General features: G+C 42.8%; 11 protein-coding genes. 6 read left to right on the top strand and 5 right to left on the bottom strand.

Annotated elements, in window-relative coordinates:
• Positions 1–179 precede the first annotated feature (179 nt).
• The 3 genes from JMY02_RS02485 to ychF all read right to left on the bottom strand — a co-directional run bounded on the left by JMY02_RS02485 (position 180) and on the right by ychF (position 3,607).
• Positions 180–1,637, bottom strand: a complete 1,458-nt coding sequence (locus JMY02_RS02485) for a deoxyguanosinetriphosphate triphosphohydrolase (protein ID WP_201594832.1) — start codon at positions 1,635–1,637, stop codon at positions 180–182.
• A gap of 174 nt (positions 1,638–1,811) precedes the next feature.
• Positions 1,812–2,372, bottom strand: coding sequence for a hypothetical protein (locus JMY02_RS02480; RefSeq protein WP_201594830.1), 561 nt, complete (start codon positions 2,370–2,372; stop codon positions 1,812–1,814).
• A 143-nt stretch (positions 2,373–2,515) separates the two neighbouring features.
• On the bottom strand, positions 2,516–3,607 hold the full coding sequence (gene ychF, locus JMY02_RS02475; RefSeq protein WP_201594828.1) for a redox-regulated ATPase YchF: 1,092 nt from the start codon (positions 3,605–3,607) through the stop codon (positions 2,516–2,518).
• Positions 3,608–4,018: 411 nt separating this feature from the next.
• Here ychF and JMY02_RS02470 point away from each other — a divergent pair, with 411 nt between their 5' ends.
• From JMY02_RS02470 to JMY02_RS02440, 6 genes are all read left to right on the top strand, one after another.
• Positions 4,019–6,175 carry an ATP-dependent helicase gene (locus JMY02_RS02470; RefSeq protein ID WP_201594826.1) on the top strand — a complete coding sequence of 719 codons (2,157 nt, stop codon included), beginning with the start codon at positions 4,019–4,021 and terminating at the stop codon, positions 6,173–6,175.
• Between the two features lie 118 nt (positions 6,176–6,293).
• Positions 6,294–8,687 (top strand): tellurite resistance TerB family protein, encoded by a 2,394-nt coding sequence (locus JMY02_RS02465; protein ID WP_201594824.1) that lies wholly within the window; start codon positions 6,294–6,296, stop codon positions 8,685–8,687.
• A gap of 23 nt (positions 8,688–8,710) precedes the next feature.
• Complete coding sequence (locus JMY02_RS02460; protein WP_201594822.1) at positions 8,711–10,024, top strand: ATP-binding protein; 1,314 nt, start codon at positions 8,711–8,713, stop codon at positions 10,022–10,024.
• Positions 10,025–10,057: 33 nt separating this feature from the next.
• Entirely contained in the window at positions 10,058–12,388 is a 2,331-nt protein-coding gene (locus JMY02_RS02450; protein WP_227678377.1) for a DEAD/DEAH box helicase, read from the top strand.
• A gap of 316 nt (positions 12,389–12,704) precedes the next feature.
• Positions 12,705–13,952 carry an NAD(P)/FAD-dependent oxidoreductase gene (locus JMY02_RS02445; RefSeq protein WP_201594820.1) on the top strand — a complete coding sequence of 416 codons (1,248 nt, stop codon included), beginning with the start codon at positions 12,705–12,707 and terminating at the stop codon, positions 13,950–13,952.
• Between the two features lie 59 nt (positions 13,953–14,011).
• Positions 14,012–14,350, top strand: a complete 339-nt coding sequence (locus JMY02_RS02440; RefSeq protein ID WP_040642715.1) for a RidA family protein — start codon at positions 14,012–14,014, stop codon at positions 14,348–14,350.
• A 105-nt stretch (positions 14,351–14,455) separates the two neighbouring features.
• Here the strand turns inward: JMY02_RS02440 and JMY02_RS02435 are convergent, their stop codons facing one another.
• Both JMY02_RS02435 and JMY02_RS02430 read right to left on the bottom strand, forming a co-directional pair.
• Positions 14,456–15,592, bottom strand: a complete 1,137-nt coding sequence (locus JMY02_RS02435; RefSeq protein ID WP_201594818.1) for a glycerate kinase — start codon at positions 15,590–15,592, stop codon at positions 14,456–14,458.
• A gap of 31 nt (positions 15,593–15,623) precedes the next feature.
• The gene (locus tag JMY02_RS02430; RefSeq protein ID WP_201594816.1) at positions 15,624–16,982 is read right to left on the bottom strand and encodes a GntP family permease; all 1,359 of its coding nucleotides are present in this window, start codon (positions 16,980–16,982) and stop codon (positions 15,624–15,626) included.
• Positions 16,983–17,142: the final 160 nt, after the last annotated feature.

The raw sequence follows: 17,142 nt of genomic DNA, 5'->3' as shown, positions 1-17,142 counted from the left end.
AATATAGTGCTGCTGGGATAATTTTTCGTAGCCTCTGTCTGCGAAGGCACAGCAAGCAAGAAAATATTATCCTAGCAGCGCGTTACAATGGTTGTGCCTTTTTTATTTAGGATTAACTATACGTATTGTAGGCTAAGCGAATTTGACACAGTTAATTGTATTTTTTAGGTTTGATATGACTACACCATCGTCCCCCAATGCCCTTGTAGTTCCTGAGCCAAGCGATAAGCCTCATGGTCATTCATACCGGTAATAAAATCCAAAACATTCAGAATGTTAAGATAGGTGTCATTTGCCAGCTCACGGCGATGTTCGTAAAGATGTGGTTGCAATAAGCTTAGCAAACGCTGTTGCTCAAAGGACATAGATACGGAGGACATGGAGGCTGTTTGACCACCTGTCCACGCCAGCGGCATAAAAGCATCTAGCAGACGATGCAAGCATTGATTGGCCATCAGCTCCATTCTTACTTTACTTGGGTGATTGAATATTTGCTCACGTGCCAATTGCTTGGCTTGATTGATACCGTTTTGCACACTGGTATCGCAATGAGTAAATAAGCTGCCGTGTAGTGTGCCCGCCAGCATGGCATCATTATTTGCGACAAAGGCATCAGTGACCGTATTGACCAACCGCATCATGGCACGCGCTCGTAATGATGCGAGACTCTGCCGCACTGACATGTGTGCTGGTACATGAATGCTACTAGGACGCTCGCCAATTAGCTCATAAAATATGCTGGCCACATCGGTATAGGTCAGCATATTCAAATTGATGCCATCCTCTAAATCGATCAGGGCATAGCAGATGTCGTCTGCGGCTTCTAGTAAATAAGCCAATGGATGACGGGCAAAACCGTCGTGCTGCTCTGAGCGAGGTAAGTGCAGTGTCGCTGCTAATGCTTCTAACTGCGCTGACTCACTATCAAAACAGCCAAATTTCTGCACGTTACTGTTTATACTAACGGCACTGCTTAGATTCACGTTACTGTCTAGACTATTATTACTGACATCATTGCTATGCGTTGCCAGCCAAGGGTATTTCATAAAAGCGCCCAGCGTTGCACAAGTGAGACGCATACCGCCTTTATCAGGATGATGCTCATTGCGCGCTAACAGTCGAAATCCTTGTGCATTGCCTTCGTATGCCAGCAAGTCTAATTGCTCATTGATGCTCAGGTTTTGCAAAACAGCCTGAGCGTTAGGATTTCTGAACCAATCACGAATCGCATATTCTCCCGCATGACCAAATGGTGGATTGCCGATATCGTGTGCGAGGCATGCTGCTTGTACAATGACTCCAACGTCGGCTGGCGAGATGCCCGCTGGTAAACCGTTATCTATTTTGTCATGGAGTTTTTCTGCTGCCATCATTCCCAAAGAGCGACCAATACAAGACACTTCAAGCGAATGCGTCAAGCGAGTATGAATGCCGAGCTGATTGGTTAATGGATGAACTTGTGTCTTTTGGTTGAGCTGCCGAAAGGAGTGAGAAAAAACCAGTCTGTCATAATCTTTATGAAAGTGCGAGCGTGCTGTTTCACCGGTTTTGGGTTTTTTGGCTGATCCGAGGCGTTGGGCGTTTAGCAAGTGTGACCACTGGGTAGTGGCAGAGGAGAATGATAGGTGGTTAGACATTATTATTATGATCCCAATGATGAACGGACGGTATTTGTTATATTGTTCTTAGCATAGCAAAATAGTCGTGTCGGTTCATCTGTTGTGGCTGCCTATTTGATGATCAGACAGCGACAACTTTTTTTGGATGATTTTTAGAAAGTAGTGCTTCAGATAAGTATTTATTGAGCAGTATTAACTATCTGTTTTTTGGCAATCAAACAATACAGCTTCAGCACTCTCAGCAATACTACCATCTAATGTTTTATTACTTAGTATGGCCTTATTGGTGTCGGTACTGACTTGCCATTTCATGCCTGCATCATTATTGATACCAATATCCGTCTCATACGCAGTAAAGCCATTACTGCCTGCCGGTGGTGTCATGGCAGTCAGATCATATTCTACCCCGTCAATCAATAGATGGGCGCTGTTAGCAGCTTGATCGCCATTTGCAGTATCATAATGGGCTTCGATCATCTGTTCCGGCTGACACGTGTAAGTGGTCATATCTGCTGCTGCGTGATTATGGCCTTCATGCCCGTGATCGTCTTCTTCATGTCCTTGTTCTTCATGCTCGTGTGCATCATGATCTGCATGCGCATCATGTGCCATCTCAGTGGTTGAGTCAGTTGCAGCAGCTTCATTATCAATTGGTTGCGGTGTATCGGCTTGTTGTTGGCAACCTGCGCCTGCCAATAGAAAAGCAACGCAAAGTAGAGCAGTTTTAGAGTGAGTACGAGTAAGCGTTATCATGAAAAATGCCTTTGTAAATATAAAGTGATAGTAGTGTGAGAATAAAAGCGTAAATAGTTACGTTATAATATAACATATTAGTCTTAAAAAAAACCAACATAGATTGCTCTATATTGGTTTTTTACATCAAACTGCCAGTGGTATTACACGTTAAATCTAAAGTGCATCACATCGCCATCTTGGACGATATAGGTTTTGCCTTCTAGACGTGATTTGCCAGCAGCTGCCGCACCTTTTTCACCGTTGTGCTCAATAAAATCGTCATAAGCGATGACTTCGGCGCGAATAAAGCCGCGCTCAAAATCAGTATGAATCACGCCCGCTGCTTGCGGGGCAGTAGCGCCAATAGCAACGGTCCATGCGCGCACTTCTTTTACCCCAGCAGTAAAGTAAGTCTGCATATCAAGTAAGTCATAACCACCACGAATCACTTGATCGAGACCCGCTTCTTCCATACCCATATCTTCCAAAAAGTCTTTCTTATCGTCTTCATCAAGTTGAGCGATTTCAGATTCGATTTGGTTGCAGAGGGCGATGACGATAGACTCTTCACCAGTGGCATAACCGCGGACAGCGTCGAGGTACGGGTTATTTTCAAAACCATCTTCAGCAACGTTGGCGATATACATGGTTGGCTTTAGGGTAATTAGACCATAACTTCTGATGAGTTTTTTCTCATCACTATCAAGGTTGGCTGCACGAGCCGCTTTACCTTCTGCCAATAGTGGTTCGATTTTTTTGAACACATCAAGCATGGCGCTCGCATCTTTATCGCCGCCTTTGGCTTTTTTGGTTAAGTTAAGGATAGCACGCTCAACCGCTTCCAAATCTGCCAACGCCAACTCGGTGTTGATGGTTTCGATGTCATCAATGGGGCTGACGCGACCATCGACGTGTACCACGTTGTCATCATCAAAACAGCGTACGACATGCGCAATCGCATCAGTCTCACGAATATTGGCTAGGAACTGATTGCCCATGCCTTCACCTTTTGACGCGCCAGCGACCAAGCCTGCGATGTCAACGAACTCCATCGTCGTTGGCAATACACGCTCAGGATTGACGATATCAGCCAGTTTCTTTAGGCGTGGGTCTGGCACAGGAACGATACCTGTATTGGGATCTTTGGTACAAAATGGAAAGTTTTCAGCGGCGATACCCGCTTTGGTCAAGGCGTTAAACAGGGTGGATTTACCCACGTTTGGTAGACCGACGATGCCGCAATTAAAACCCATAACGTTCTCTCAATATAGTAATAAAATCAGTTGATCTACAACTTGGTTAAATAGTAAATCAAAATTGCGCATATTGTAGCAAATTTCACTCAATAGGGGTGATGTTGTTATAGTTGAGACGCTTTAAAAATATGATAGCGCTACTGGAATAAATGTTACTTGCGTGCTGTGCCTTCGCAGACAGAGGCTGCGTAAAATTTCTTCCAGTAGCGCGTTTAAATTGATGCAACATTTTCATTTTCAGCTGGCTATATGCTAGATACTTGGATTTTCACGACTCAGTCTCAGTAAGGTTTAGTACTGTCACAATTATGATAAGCTACGACTTATTGCTTATGTTAAATGGCTATTCACCTGCTTTAATCTAATGATTGATTGCGCGACAACCCTTATTAAAGGCAAGATTGTAAAATGACCTCTACGATTTTTGAGACACGCCGTTATAATTATCCACAAAACTTTATCGAGATGAAACCCAAGCTTGCGCGTCTTGAGCAGGCGATTGCAAAACTCGAAGCCAATTTGATAAAGGCGGATGCTGAGTTACTCAATCAGCGGCTTGACAGCTTAGCATTGGAAGTGGATTACGCCAGTGAGCTAAACGCCGATCAGCTTTTGGCTGCGACAACCATTGACGGTAAGGTACTTGTGATTGCAGGCGCGGGTTCTGGTAAAACCAAAACGCTGACCTATCGCACTAGTTATTTGATAGAAAATGGTGTGCCGCCCAAAGAGATTTTGCTGCTAACCTTTACTCGTAAAGCTGCCAATGAAATTAAAGGGCGTGCTAAGACGTTGCTGGCAAGCAGATTAGCGAGTGACACAGATGGCGAAAAAGACAGTAAAACGCTCAATGCTATCAATAGTGGTACTTTTCATTCGTTTTGTACCATGCTGCTGCGTCAATACTCCGGACTGCTTGGTATCAATCCAAGATTTACTATTTTGGATACGGGCGATAGTGAAGACGCCATAGACTTGATTAATAAAGAGAAAAAATACGCAATCAATATCACCAGTCAAGCTTTTCCGCGCAAAAAAACCTTGCAAAAAATATTCTCTACTTCTAGAAATCGGCGTATTCAACTCCGTGAGTTGATTGAAAGTAGTTATCCTGATATTGCCATACACATACCTGCAATAGAAAAATTGGCGATTGATTTTCACGAATACAAACGCATCAATCACTTATACGATTTTGACGACATTATTGGTCAAGTCGTACGGCACCTAAAAACGAACGATAAGTTTCGTCAGCTCCTACAAAACCAATATCGTTATATTATGGTGGATGAATATCAAGACACCAATATCCCGCAAAAAGCACTGATTGATCTCATTTGCGCTCCTGAATCGGTCTCGCTGATGGTGGTTGGCGATGACAATCAAAGTATCTACGCCTTTCGCGGTGCCAATTACGAAAACATTCTTTTGTTTGGTGAGACATACCCTAATGCCAAGCTTATCAAGCTTGAGCAAAATTATCGTAGTACGCCCGCTGTTTTAAATTATATTAACGCTTTGTCAGATCAAATCACGTTAGGTTATCAAAAGCAGTTGTATTCCGGCTCAGTAGTAGAAGGGATAACGCCAACATTTTGCCGCTCAAGTAATGAAAGCAAAGAAGCAAAATATATCGCTGATAAAATCATCGCGTTAAAGTCAGAGTATGACTACAAGGATTTTGCGGTATTGTGCCGCACGTCTTTTCAGTCCAATTATATCCAGCTGGAATTTATGGAGCGCCGCATTCCGTTTATTGTCGTCGGCGGTCTTAAGTTCATTGAAAGGCGTCATATCAAAGATGTATTAGCATTTGTCAAAATACTCTATAACCCCAACGATACCATTGCTTGGCATCGGATTTTGACTTTGTTTAAAGGTGTAGGCGCAGTGACTGCAACTCGCTTAACGCAAGCGATTACCGCCGACAATAATTCTTTTGCGCCACTACTGACGGCAAAATTTGCCAAAAAAAGCACACAACTTGCGCTATTGTATGAATTGCTGAGCAAAGCAAGCCGCGCGGATACCGTTGAACAAGTTATCGAGCTGATTCTTGAGTTTTATATTCCTGTTCTAAAAATCAATGAAGACAACTGGCGAGAGCGTAGCGAGGATTTTCGTGTTCTTACAAACTTAGCGGCAGAGCATGACAATCTTGATGATTTTTTGGAAAAATTGGCTCTCGATCCGCCCAATGATTCGGTCGCCACGTCAGGTGAGGCAGAAGGGGAAGACGATGATAAATTAACCATTTCTACCATTCATAGTGCAAAAGGACTTGAATGGCCAGTGGTGTTCGTCAACTCCTTAGTCGATGGCATGATGCCGCATTATCGCTCATTAAGTGATTTTGAAGCATTGGAGGAAGAGCGTAAGCTGTTTTATGTTGCTTGTAGCCGCGCGAAGAACCGACTGTTTTTAACGGCACCAGATTATTTTTCTAGTTATTCAGGTTACTTTGATAAAGTGTCCCGTTTTATTGCAGAGCTGTCTGCTGACAAGGTAACTGTTGAGACGGTTAAAAAACCTACTAAAGAAAGTGATGAACCAGTGTGGTGGTGATAAGTTGCTTATTTTAATAAATAAATATTAAAAAATGCACGTTTGTTGTTAGAATGAATGTTAGTTATATGCTTTTTTATAACAACTTTGATATTAATTAGCATGGATATTATCATTGATGAAGAATTTTATTGCAGACGTAAAGGCACTTTTTAAACAAAAATATGATGCCGACGCTCAAGGTAATAAAACAGCGAAGCCCACCTTTATAGAATTACCCCCTGATATCAAGCCTGACAATTCTCATAACTTTCGTAGAGACAGCCGTTCTATTCAAAATGACGATAGCGATGAGTTTGCGTCATTTATTATCTCATCTGCTAAATCTAACGCTTCGAATATTTCATCCAATAAACAGCTAGGACGCTGGATCAAAGAAAACGAAACTTTGAATATTAACGGACGCTCTATTAAGCGCGGTTTTTATTATTTTGGTGGCCAGCTGGAAATGCTAACGGGGTTTGGGTGTGAACCGTCACTACTCGATGATAGCTTGTCTGCTAGCTCTTCTAAAATGATCCATAGTACCTCACAAATTCATCAGGATGACTCTCTTGGTTACTGGCCCAGTTATGAGCGCTTATCCTCTAAGTGCCGAGGAGCCTATCTTGATTGGCTAGCCTCAAATCGCGCCTATCCAAGTACTCCTATTGGTTATATATTCATTTATTTTGGTGGTTTTGAACGTCGTATTATTGAGCACATTAACGACGATATCGTCTCTGACGCTGAGTTTATAGCTATCTATGAAGAGATCACACGACTCAATCGTATCTACGGCAGTCAGTCTGCTTCTTTCGACAGTTATTCAGCCCATTTTTTAGCATTTATGACTCTTATTCGCTCATTATTGTTTGAAGATGAAGCGCAGACTGGGCATTTACTACCGCCACCCGTAACTGGCCAAAACTTAGAATTTAAGATGCGTTTGGCAAAGATAGTAGCGTTGCAACTGCCTATTCCTGCACTATTAGCGTGGGAGTGGCTTGTCTATTCTAATGAATACAACTTTAAAACTCCTGCCAAGCGCTGCGAGACTGAGTTTAAAGCGTTATTCCAAACTCTATATCATGAAGATAATTCAAACGGATTTTTAGTTTCTGCTAATAAAACGAGGCTCAAGCTTAGCTATAATGCTGCCAGTCGCTCTATTATTAGTGTAGAGCTTACCCTTGATGATCTACCAGATCCTAGCGTCTTACGGGCACCTGTTAAAAAGCTTATAAATATCGCTGAGCAGTGCAATGACGCTTTAGATGCTTACAGTCGTTATTTGGGTAAAGAGGGCAGCTCGGCTGATGACGTTGTCGCTATCATGCTACTGCCAAAACCTTTACTTCATAACAGCCGTTACCCTGTCATTGAAAAATTTAAGAGATGGGCTGAATCTGTTATAGAAAATAATGAAGGGCTGACAACGACTAAAGAGCTATGGTCATATTTAAACGAGCCTTTGCTATCAACAGCTAACAAAGCGCTGAGTAAAAAACAAAACGAGCTGATCATTAATCTGCTAGAGCTTGCCGGTTTTGGTATTGCCCCTGACCAACGTTATCATCAGACGCGCTTGCAATCAGATGGTTACGCTGTGTTATTTGCTGGTGGTCATGATGGGTTTAGTGAAGAATTTAATCCTAGTTCATCTTTCTATCAAGTCGGTTTAGCCATGAGGCTGGGCGCTATGGTAGCGACTATTAATGGCTATGTTGATAAAAGGGAAGTGGACACCTTATTAACGCTGCTCAATGAAGACAGTCAGCTGAGCACTATTGAAAAAGACTCGCTTAGAGCTTATTTGTTATGGCAATTAAACACTCCAGCAAATATGGCGGGCCTAAAGTCAACATTGGCTACTCTTGATGAGCAATACATTGGTTTTATCAGCCGTTTCATTATTACCGTTGCCTTAGCGAATGGTAATATCGAACCTAGTCAAATTAAACAGATCGAAAAGTTATATCAAGCTTTAGGTTTAGATAAAACGTTAGTGACTAGTGCTATCCATCAGCTGACGACGAATAAACAAGTAAACACGGGCATAAATAATGCGTTCCAAGCAAAAGGTAATAGCAGTAAAAACAGCACCTTATTTAGTTTTGACGCCGAACTATTAGCCCTACATGAACGCGAGACAGCAGTAGCTAAAGCTATGCTAAGCAGTATTTTTGCCGTAGAGGATGAGTCAGAAGAAAATGAAACCTTAGAGATAAGTAATCAGACGGCGACTGACCAGCAGAGTAATGTACCTATTGAAAACTCAGATAATAAGCCGACTATAGATGGCTTAGATAGTAGTCATAGCCAATTATATCATCAGCTTATTAATGCTGAGGTATGGCAACGTGAAGCTGTTAACGTATTGTGCGAGTCGCTTAACCTAATGATAAATGGCGCCATTGAAACTATTAACGATTGGGCATATGAAAACGTCGATGCGCCTGTATTAGAAGATGATGACGAAGTCATAGTCGATTTTGAAATTGTAGAAGAGCTAAAAGCTTTCAGTCAATAAAACAGTAAATAAAGGGAATAAATATGAGCGTTAAAAAAATCAGAGCCAAAGAGCGCGATGCAATTATCCAGTCGCTCAAGTCTGGCGTGACTCCTAAAGTTGGTATTCAGCACATTCAAGTCGGACGTATTAACGAGCTCAAAGCCTTGATAGACGATATTGAACGTGTAGCTGACGGTGGCTCTGCCTTTCGGCTGATTATCGGGGAATATGGTTCAGGAAAGACTTTCTTTTTAAGCGTGGTTCGCGCTATTGCCCTGGAGCGTAAACTGGTCACCGTTAATGCCGATTTATCACCTGATAGACGTATCCAAGCGTCATCAGGGCAAGCGAGAAATTTATATTCTGAGCTGATGCGTAATTTATCGACGCGCAATAAGCCTGATGGTAATGGTCTTGCTAGTGTGGTTGAGCGTTTTATTACTGAAGCCCGCAAACAAGCGGATAGCAGTGGGGAGGCTATTAGTGACGTTATCCAGCACAATTTAGCGGAGCTGACTGAACTTGTAGGCGGCTATGATTTTGCCAAGGTTATTGAGGCGTATTGGCAAGGACACGAAGAAGGCAATGACGAGTTAAAAGTTAACGCTATTCGCTGGCTGCGGGCAGAATACTCTACTAAGACCGATGCGAAACATGATTTGGGTGTGCGCACAATTATCTCTGATGCTTCCTTCTACGACTCATTAAAAATCATGAGTTTATTCGTGCGCCAAGCAGGTTATCAAGGATTACTGGTAAATTTGGATGAAATGGTAAATTTATATAAGCTCAATAGCGCGCAGGCGCGTCAAGGCAACTATGAGCAAATTTTGCGTATCTTAAATGATTGTTTACAAGGAACGGCTGAGCATTTAGGGTTTTTATTAGGCGGTACTCCTGAGTTTTTACTCGATCCGCGCAAAGGGTTATACAGCTACGATGCCCTGCAAACGCGTTTGGCGGATAATAGCTTTGCTAAAAAAGCAGGAGTGATTGATTACTCATCTCCTGCTCTACATTTAGCCAGCTTAACGCCAGAGGAGCTTTATATCTTACTCAAAAACTTACGTCATGTTTATGCAGGCGGTGATGAGACTGCTTATCTTGTACCTGATGAATCACTACAAGCTTTTTTGCAACATTGTAGCCAGACGATTGGCGATGCTTACTTTAGAACGCCGCGCAATACCATCAAGGCGTTTTTGGATATGCTGGCCGTTATTGACCAAAATCCTACTATCTCATGGGATCATCTAATCAATTCGGTAACTATCGATCCTGAGACGCCCTCCGATATGGACATCGATATGAGCGATATTGATGGAGATGATGAACTTGCAGACTTTAGCTTATAAGTTTGACACTTAATTTTAGGATGGAAAATTACTTTGAGAGATGCCCATACCGAGCTCGATAAACGCGTGCAACGCTGGATTTTTAATCAAGGCTGGCATGGGCTACGCGAAGTACAAGCTAAAGCCATTGCGCCCATCTTATCAGGGCAAACGGATGTGCTTATTAGTGCGGCAACCGCTGCGGGTAAAACAGAAGCTTTCTTTTTGCCTGCTTGTAGCGCTATTGCTCATCAAGACAAGGGCGTTGGCATTCTTTATATCAGTCCGTTAAAAGCTTTAATTAATGACCAGTATCGACGCTTGCAAAGTCTAGCGGAGCTACTAGATATGCAATTGACTCCATGGCATGGCGACAGTCTGTTAAGTAAAAAGAAACAACAAAAAAAGTCACCATCGGGCATTATTTTGATTACTCCTGAATCACTTGAATCCTTATTGATAAGAGATGCAGGCTGGGTAAAACAAGCTTTTGGCGAGCTCAAATATATTGCCATAGATGAGTTTCATGCGTTTCTGGGTAGTGAGCGTGGACAGCATTTATTGTCGTTGTTGAATCGCCTTGAGCATGTGGCGGGGCGGTTAGAGACGCCTATTCCTAGAGTCGCACTAAGCGCCACTTTGGGCAATTTAGACACTGTACCTTTATCGCTTCGTCCTAATTATTCTTTACCTTGCGTCATTATTAAAGATACTGAATCGACATCAAACGTTAAAGTTCAGCTAAAAGGTTATATAGAACCTAGTCAGATAATGCAGATGCTACAAAAAATTGATGGTGTTGAGACTTATTATGAAAGTAATAAAACTGAAGAAAAAAGGTTTACAGGTATTGGTTTAGAGAGTGCCATTATTGAGAGTAGTAATTTTGAAATTTTCTATGATGCTCAATCACAAATATGCACGGATTTATATCGCTTCTGCCGTGGGGGTAACCATCTTATATTCGCCAATAGCCGTAAGCGTACTGAACTTATAGCCACATTACTAAGTGAGAAATGTGAGCAAAACATCGTTCCAAATGAGTTTTTTCCTCATCATGGCTCGTTAGCGAAAGAGTTAAGAGAAGGATTAGAGCAGCGTTTGCAAAAAGAGGATTTGCCGACTACTGCTGTCTGTACGATGACTTTGGAGCTAGGTATAGATATCGGTAAAGTTGATTCTGTTGTGCAAGTGACCGCACCGCATTCAGTTTCAAGCTTACGGCAACGGCTTGGGCGCTCGGGTAGGCGCGGCGGTTCATCAGTTTTGCGCATGCTTATCACCGAAAAACAAATCGATGTAGATACTGGCTTGGTGGATAGGCTACGCTTAGAGCTTATTCAGTCATTAGCAATGATAAGACTGCTTATCGCTAGCAGATGGTTTGAGCCTGCGGATACGTCGCTCTATCACTTCTCAACGCTCCTTCATCAAGTGCTCGCAACCATTGGTCAATGGGGCGGTATCCGTGCCGATCAAATTTATACTTTGCTATGTAGGCAAGGTCCTTTTCAAAAGATAACACCTACTCATTTTAAATCATTACTATCACAAATGGGTGAGATGCAACTGATTACCCAGCTTGGTAATCAGCAATTAGTGTTAGGGATAGTAGGCGAGCGTATCGTTGGTCATTATACTTTTTATGCGGTGTTTAAAACGCCAGAAGAATATCGTCTTGTGGCTGGTAGTAAAACACTGGGCACATTACCCGTCACTACTCTGCTGCTACCCGAACAATACATCATCTTCGCTGGTATACGCTGGCAAGTCAAAGATATAGATATGGATAAAAAGGTCATTTATGTGAACGCTGTCCAAGGCGGCGGTCAGCCTCCAGACTTTAATGGGGGCGAAGATATGTCGATACACGACCGAGTCCGTCAAGAGATGTATGACATATTAGCTAAAGGCGATTATCGTATTTCAGTTGGTGATCAAAAAGTCGATTTCGCTGATAAAACGGCGCATGAGTTGTTTAAAGAAAGCATTGAGACTTTTGACAGGTGTCAATTGCGTCATCGACTAGTAATAAATCAAGACGGCCATGCTTACATCTTTACGTGGCGTGGAGATAAGGTAGTTGCTACTTTAGTAGCACTATTTATGCTGCATAATTATGATATTGAATTTTATGCTGGAGTAATACGTGTCAATAAAGCCGATTCGGTTCAGGTTATTAGGTTTTTGAGAGATTTAGCCTCCAATCCTATGCCGTCTGCTACTGAGCTTGCCAAAAGTGTACCCAATAAAATGATTGAGAAGTTTGATGAGTATTTGCCTGAGGATTTACTAAATATTGGTTATGGTGCAAAAACCTTTGATATTGATGGTCTCAGTGACTGGTTGCAGCTATTATTTGAAAGAGAAGTTGACTACAAATAAAATTTTGGAAGCTACTAAACGCACCACCTTCTTATAAAATATGTTTATTACTTCAATAGTGTTTCTAAATAACCGACTAGAATTACATGTATTCAGTTTAGAAAGAATAATTTAAAGGCAAAACCTTCGTTAGGTTATTAAATTATTCCTATCAAAAATACCTTTTTTAAAACCCTATAACCAAAAGTATTTAATAGCAAAAATATTTATGAGATTGGGGTTTAATATTCAGCTTAATGCGTTACTATTACCACCTTATTCTGTTAGACCTTTACATCTTATACTCTGTATTAACACCCTAAGAAAAGGATAGGTTATGCGCTATGAAGTTATCGTTATCGGTGCAGGTATGGTTGGTACGTCAATCGCTTGGCATCTACAAAAAAATAACTCAAATGTATTAATGTTAGATAAGAAATTGCCAGGGTCAGAGACCTCATATGGCAATGCAGGATTGATTCAGCGCGAAGCCATTCATACGCATCCTTTTCCGCGTCAATTGACCGAAATGATACGAGTATTGCCGAACCAAGGGACTGATATTCGCTATCGTATTCCAGCAATTCTGCGTTACCATCAGGCGCTATTACAGTATTGGAAATACTCTGTACCTGCCACTGTCAAAAAAATCGAAGCTGAGTGGCAGACGCTGATTGAGCATTGTACCAGTGAGCACCAAACCATGATTAGCGCCTCTGGTGCTGATGAATTGATTACCCGCGATGGTTGGTTACAACTGCATCGCTCGGAAGAGACGTTTAAAGAAGCGCAAGTGTCCGCCATTGATGCTCGCAACCAAGGTGTGGAACACAACGTCCTAAACCTTGAAGAGCTAAAAGCCATGGAGCCTAGCGCCAATTTTGAAGGTTTCGTTGGTGCCATTCACTGGAAAAACTCTTGGCAAGTATCAAACCCAAGCTCGCTGGTAAAAGCGTATGCGAAAAATTTCCAAGACATGGGCGGCACGATCAAAGAAAGCGGTGTAAAAGAAATCGTCCAAGATGCAGATGGCTGGAAAGTTATTACTGATAAAGACACTTACTACAGTGATAAATTGGTCATTGCAGCAGGCCCATGGTCTAACGATTTGATCAGACCACTTGGTTACAATCTGCCATTGTTCCCAATGCGTGGCTACCATCAGCATTTCAAAGTAACGGAAAAAAACACCATCAATCATAGTATGTTTGATATGGACAAAGGCTTCGTCATGGGGCCGATGCAGCAAGGTATCCGTATCACAACCGGTGCTGAGATGACGACCATGGACGCGCCAAAGAACTTTGGTCAATTAAAAACGGTATTGAAGCTTGCTAAAAAAATCCTGCCTTTAGAAGATGCGGTGGAGAGTGAAGCATGGGCAGGATCACGTCCTTGCATGCCTGACATGAAGCCAGTAATCGGTCCTGCTGATAAGCACGACAAATTATGGTTTGCATTCGGTCACAGCCATCAAGGTTTCACACTTGGACCAATGACAGGGCGTCTCGTTGAAGAGATGATTCATGACAAGCCAGCATTAGTAAATTTAGCACCGTTTAGCGCCCAGCGTTTTTCTAACTAATAACGTGTTTAACTGAATTAGCACAGATTTAAATTAATAATTTGAAGGTATAGAATATGATAAAAAAGCTACATAGCACTCAACGTATGAGCAGAATTGTTGTCCACAACCAGACTGTTTACTTATGTGGTCAGGTGGGTAACGCAGAAGACGATATCAAAGCGCAAACGTTGACTTGTTTGGAAAAAATCCAGACGTTGTTAGAAGAAGTTGGTAGCGATAAATCAAAGCTGCTATCCGTGACGGTTTGGATCAAAGACATGGCAGACTTTGCTGCTATGAACGAAGTTTATGACAAATGGTTTGAAGGCATACAGCCACCAGCTCGTGCTTGTGGCGAATCAGCATTGGCACGTCCTGAGCTATTGGTTGAGATGATCGCCATCGCTGCTGAGTAGTCGTTTGACGATAGTACTCGTATAACTAAAAAGGACATGATAGCGATATCATGTCCTTTTTTATGAGAAAAAACATCATTTATATAGGGCGTGCCCTCAATCTGATTATCTCATGCTTTGACCCAGTCGCATCGCTGCAGCGATATTCACGGCGGTTGTCTCAATATTGTCATAAGCGGCGCTCAGCACATTATTAATAGAATCTATCTTTTGAATACTGGGCATGACGACATCGAATTGGCTGGTTTGAGCAGGTTTTAAACCATCTACACTGCCGCAAATAGCGATGACTGGCGTATGACTGTCTTTGGCAAACTGACTGATACCGCCAGCCACTTTGCCCATGGCTGTTTGTGCATCAAGTTTACCTTCGCCAGTGATGACCAAGTCAGCATCAGCAATATGCTGTGACAGTTGAGCCACCTCAGCCACAGTGTCAAAACCTGATTTCAGTTGAGCACGGCAAAAAGTCATCAATGCATAGCCAAGACCGCCAGCAGCCCCAGCACCCGCGACGTCTTGACACGCTTCATAACCGTGGTGTCCAGATATAGTTGCAAAGTGACTCAGCGCTTTATCCAAGGTATTGACTTGCTCTGGACAAGCGCCTTTTTGTGGCCCAAATACCGCGCTTGCCCCCAACCGACCATATAATGGGTTGGTCACATCACACGCCACTTCAAATACTGTGTCTAGTACGCTTGCGTGAAAGTTAGTGTTATCGAGTCGTTGCAAGCGAGCGAGTGCGCCACCACCTTGAGCTAAAATGTCGTCATTCATATCATGAAACGTCATGCCGAGCGCGGTTAACATCCCAACACCTGCATCATTAGTCGCACTACCGCCCAGCCCGATAACGATACGTTTGACACCTTCTCCTAAAGCGTCCGCGATAAGCTCACCAACCCCATAAGTACTAGCGACCAAAGGATTACGCTCTGCGGCTGTCAATAGATGCAATCCGCAAGCCTGAGCGATTTCGATAACCGCAGTCGCATCCGGCAATAACAAATATTTTGCAGTAATGGGTCTCATAAGTGGGTCGTGCACGCGCACTTCTTTCCAGCATCCCCCCAATACATAAGACAACACCGCAGACGTGCCTTCACCGCCATCAGCCATCGGTAACAACGTATAATCAGCATCTGGAAACACTTGGCTAAACCCAGATTGAATGGCACGGCAAACATCCAATGCTTCTAAGCTTTCTTTGAACGAATCGGGGGCGATTAAAATTTTCATGAAATTCTCTTTGCCTATTTCAATTAATGCGTTAAATAAATACCAAGGTTAATAACCAGATAAACACGATGCTGGTCACGCCTTGAATACCAGTAGCCACTGAATGGGCTTTATAAGCCTGTGCCACACTCATACGACTAAACTGACTGACAATCCAAAAGAAACTGTCATTCGCGTGCGAGACGGTCATTGCACCTGCACCGATGGCCATCACACAAAATACTCGGCCAAGCTCACTATCGAGACCAATTTGGCTCATTAACGGAGCAATCATCGCAGAGGTAGTGACCAAAGCGACTGTGGTCGAACCTTGCGCAGTTTTTAAAGCAGCAGAGACGACAAATGGCATAAAAATGCCCAGTCCTAATGCTGATAGAGTCGTGCCCAAATAATCACCGATCGGAGTGACCTTTAGCATGGCACCAAATGCACCACCAGCACCAGTGATCAGAAGGATAGGAGCAGCCACTACCAAACCTTGTGCGATGCTGTCGCTAATTTGCTGTGTTTTTTGCTCAGTATTGATAAGTAAAAATGAGAGAAACAAACCAATGAGCAGCGCGGTGAGTGGATTGCCGATGAATATCAAAATATCAGTCATCATACCACTGCCAAACGGCGTACTTGGGAGGTTGGCAATAGAGGACAAGCAAATCAATACGATTGGCACGATAATAGGCAAAAAGGCCATCGTTGCTGAAGGCATATGGCTATAGTCGTCGCGGGTTTTCATATTCTCAGGTAATGTCGCGGCTGGCGCGTCCAGTGCATCTATATTATCAGGAGCGACATTCAAAAAGCGATTAGACCACCACCAGCCTGCCAGTACGGCCACAGCCGTTACCACCACACCAACCATGATGACCAAGCCTAAGTTTGACTCAAGCCCCAAGTTTCCTGCTGCTGCAATCGGACCAGGTGTTGGTGGCACAAAGGTATGGGTTGCATATAAACCCGTTGCTAAGGCAATACTCATTGCCACGCTGGATACCTGCAACCGCTCAGCCAAAGACTCTTTTAAAGAGTTTAAGATGATGTAGCCTGAATCACAAAACACTGGTACTGACACCACAGCACCAACGATGGACATGGTCAAGGTAGGGAAGCGCGGCCCCAAAACCTTAATGACCGTTTCTGCCATTACAATAGCAGCACCTGTTTTTTCAAGGATTAGCCCGATAATAGTACCAAAGACAATCACCAAACCAATATAGCCTAAGATACCACCAAAGCCATCAGAGATTGTCTTTGCCACTGTGTTGAGCGGCACTTGATAAAAAAGCGCGACCAAAAAAGCGGACAATATCAAGACTAAAAAAGGATGCCACTTCAACTTTGCTGTGGCGAAAATAATAAAAAGAATGGTCAGCACCAGCCAAAATACGATCATTACTGTCTCTATATAGTTGATATTTAGTGAATCATTTATGCCGCTGTCACTTCATTCGACATCAATAATGATAGGGATTTTTAAAGGGGCATATTCTATCGTAAATATGCGCTACTAGGAAATCTATTCGGAACAGATATGACTTTGTTAATGGCAAAGT

The organism is Psychrobacter vallis, from assembly GCF_904846715.1.
Lineage (GTDB): Bacteria > Pseudomonadota > Gammaproteobacteria > Pseudomonadales > Moraxellaceae > Psychrobacter > Psychrobacter vallis.
Note: the sequence above shows the minus strand (reverse complement) of the source record. Positions and strands in the feature narration are given on the sequence as shown.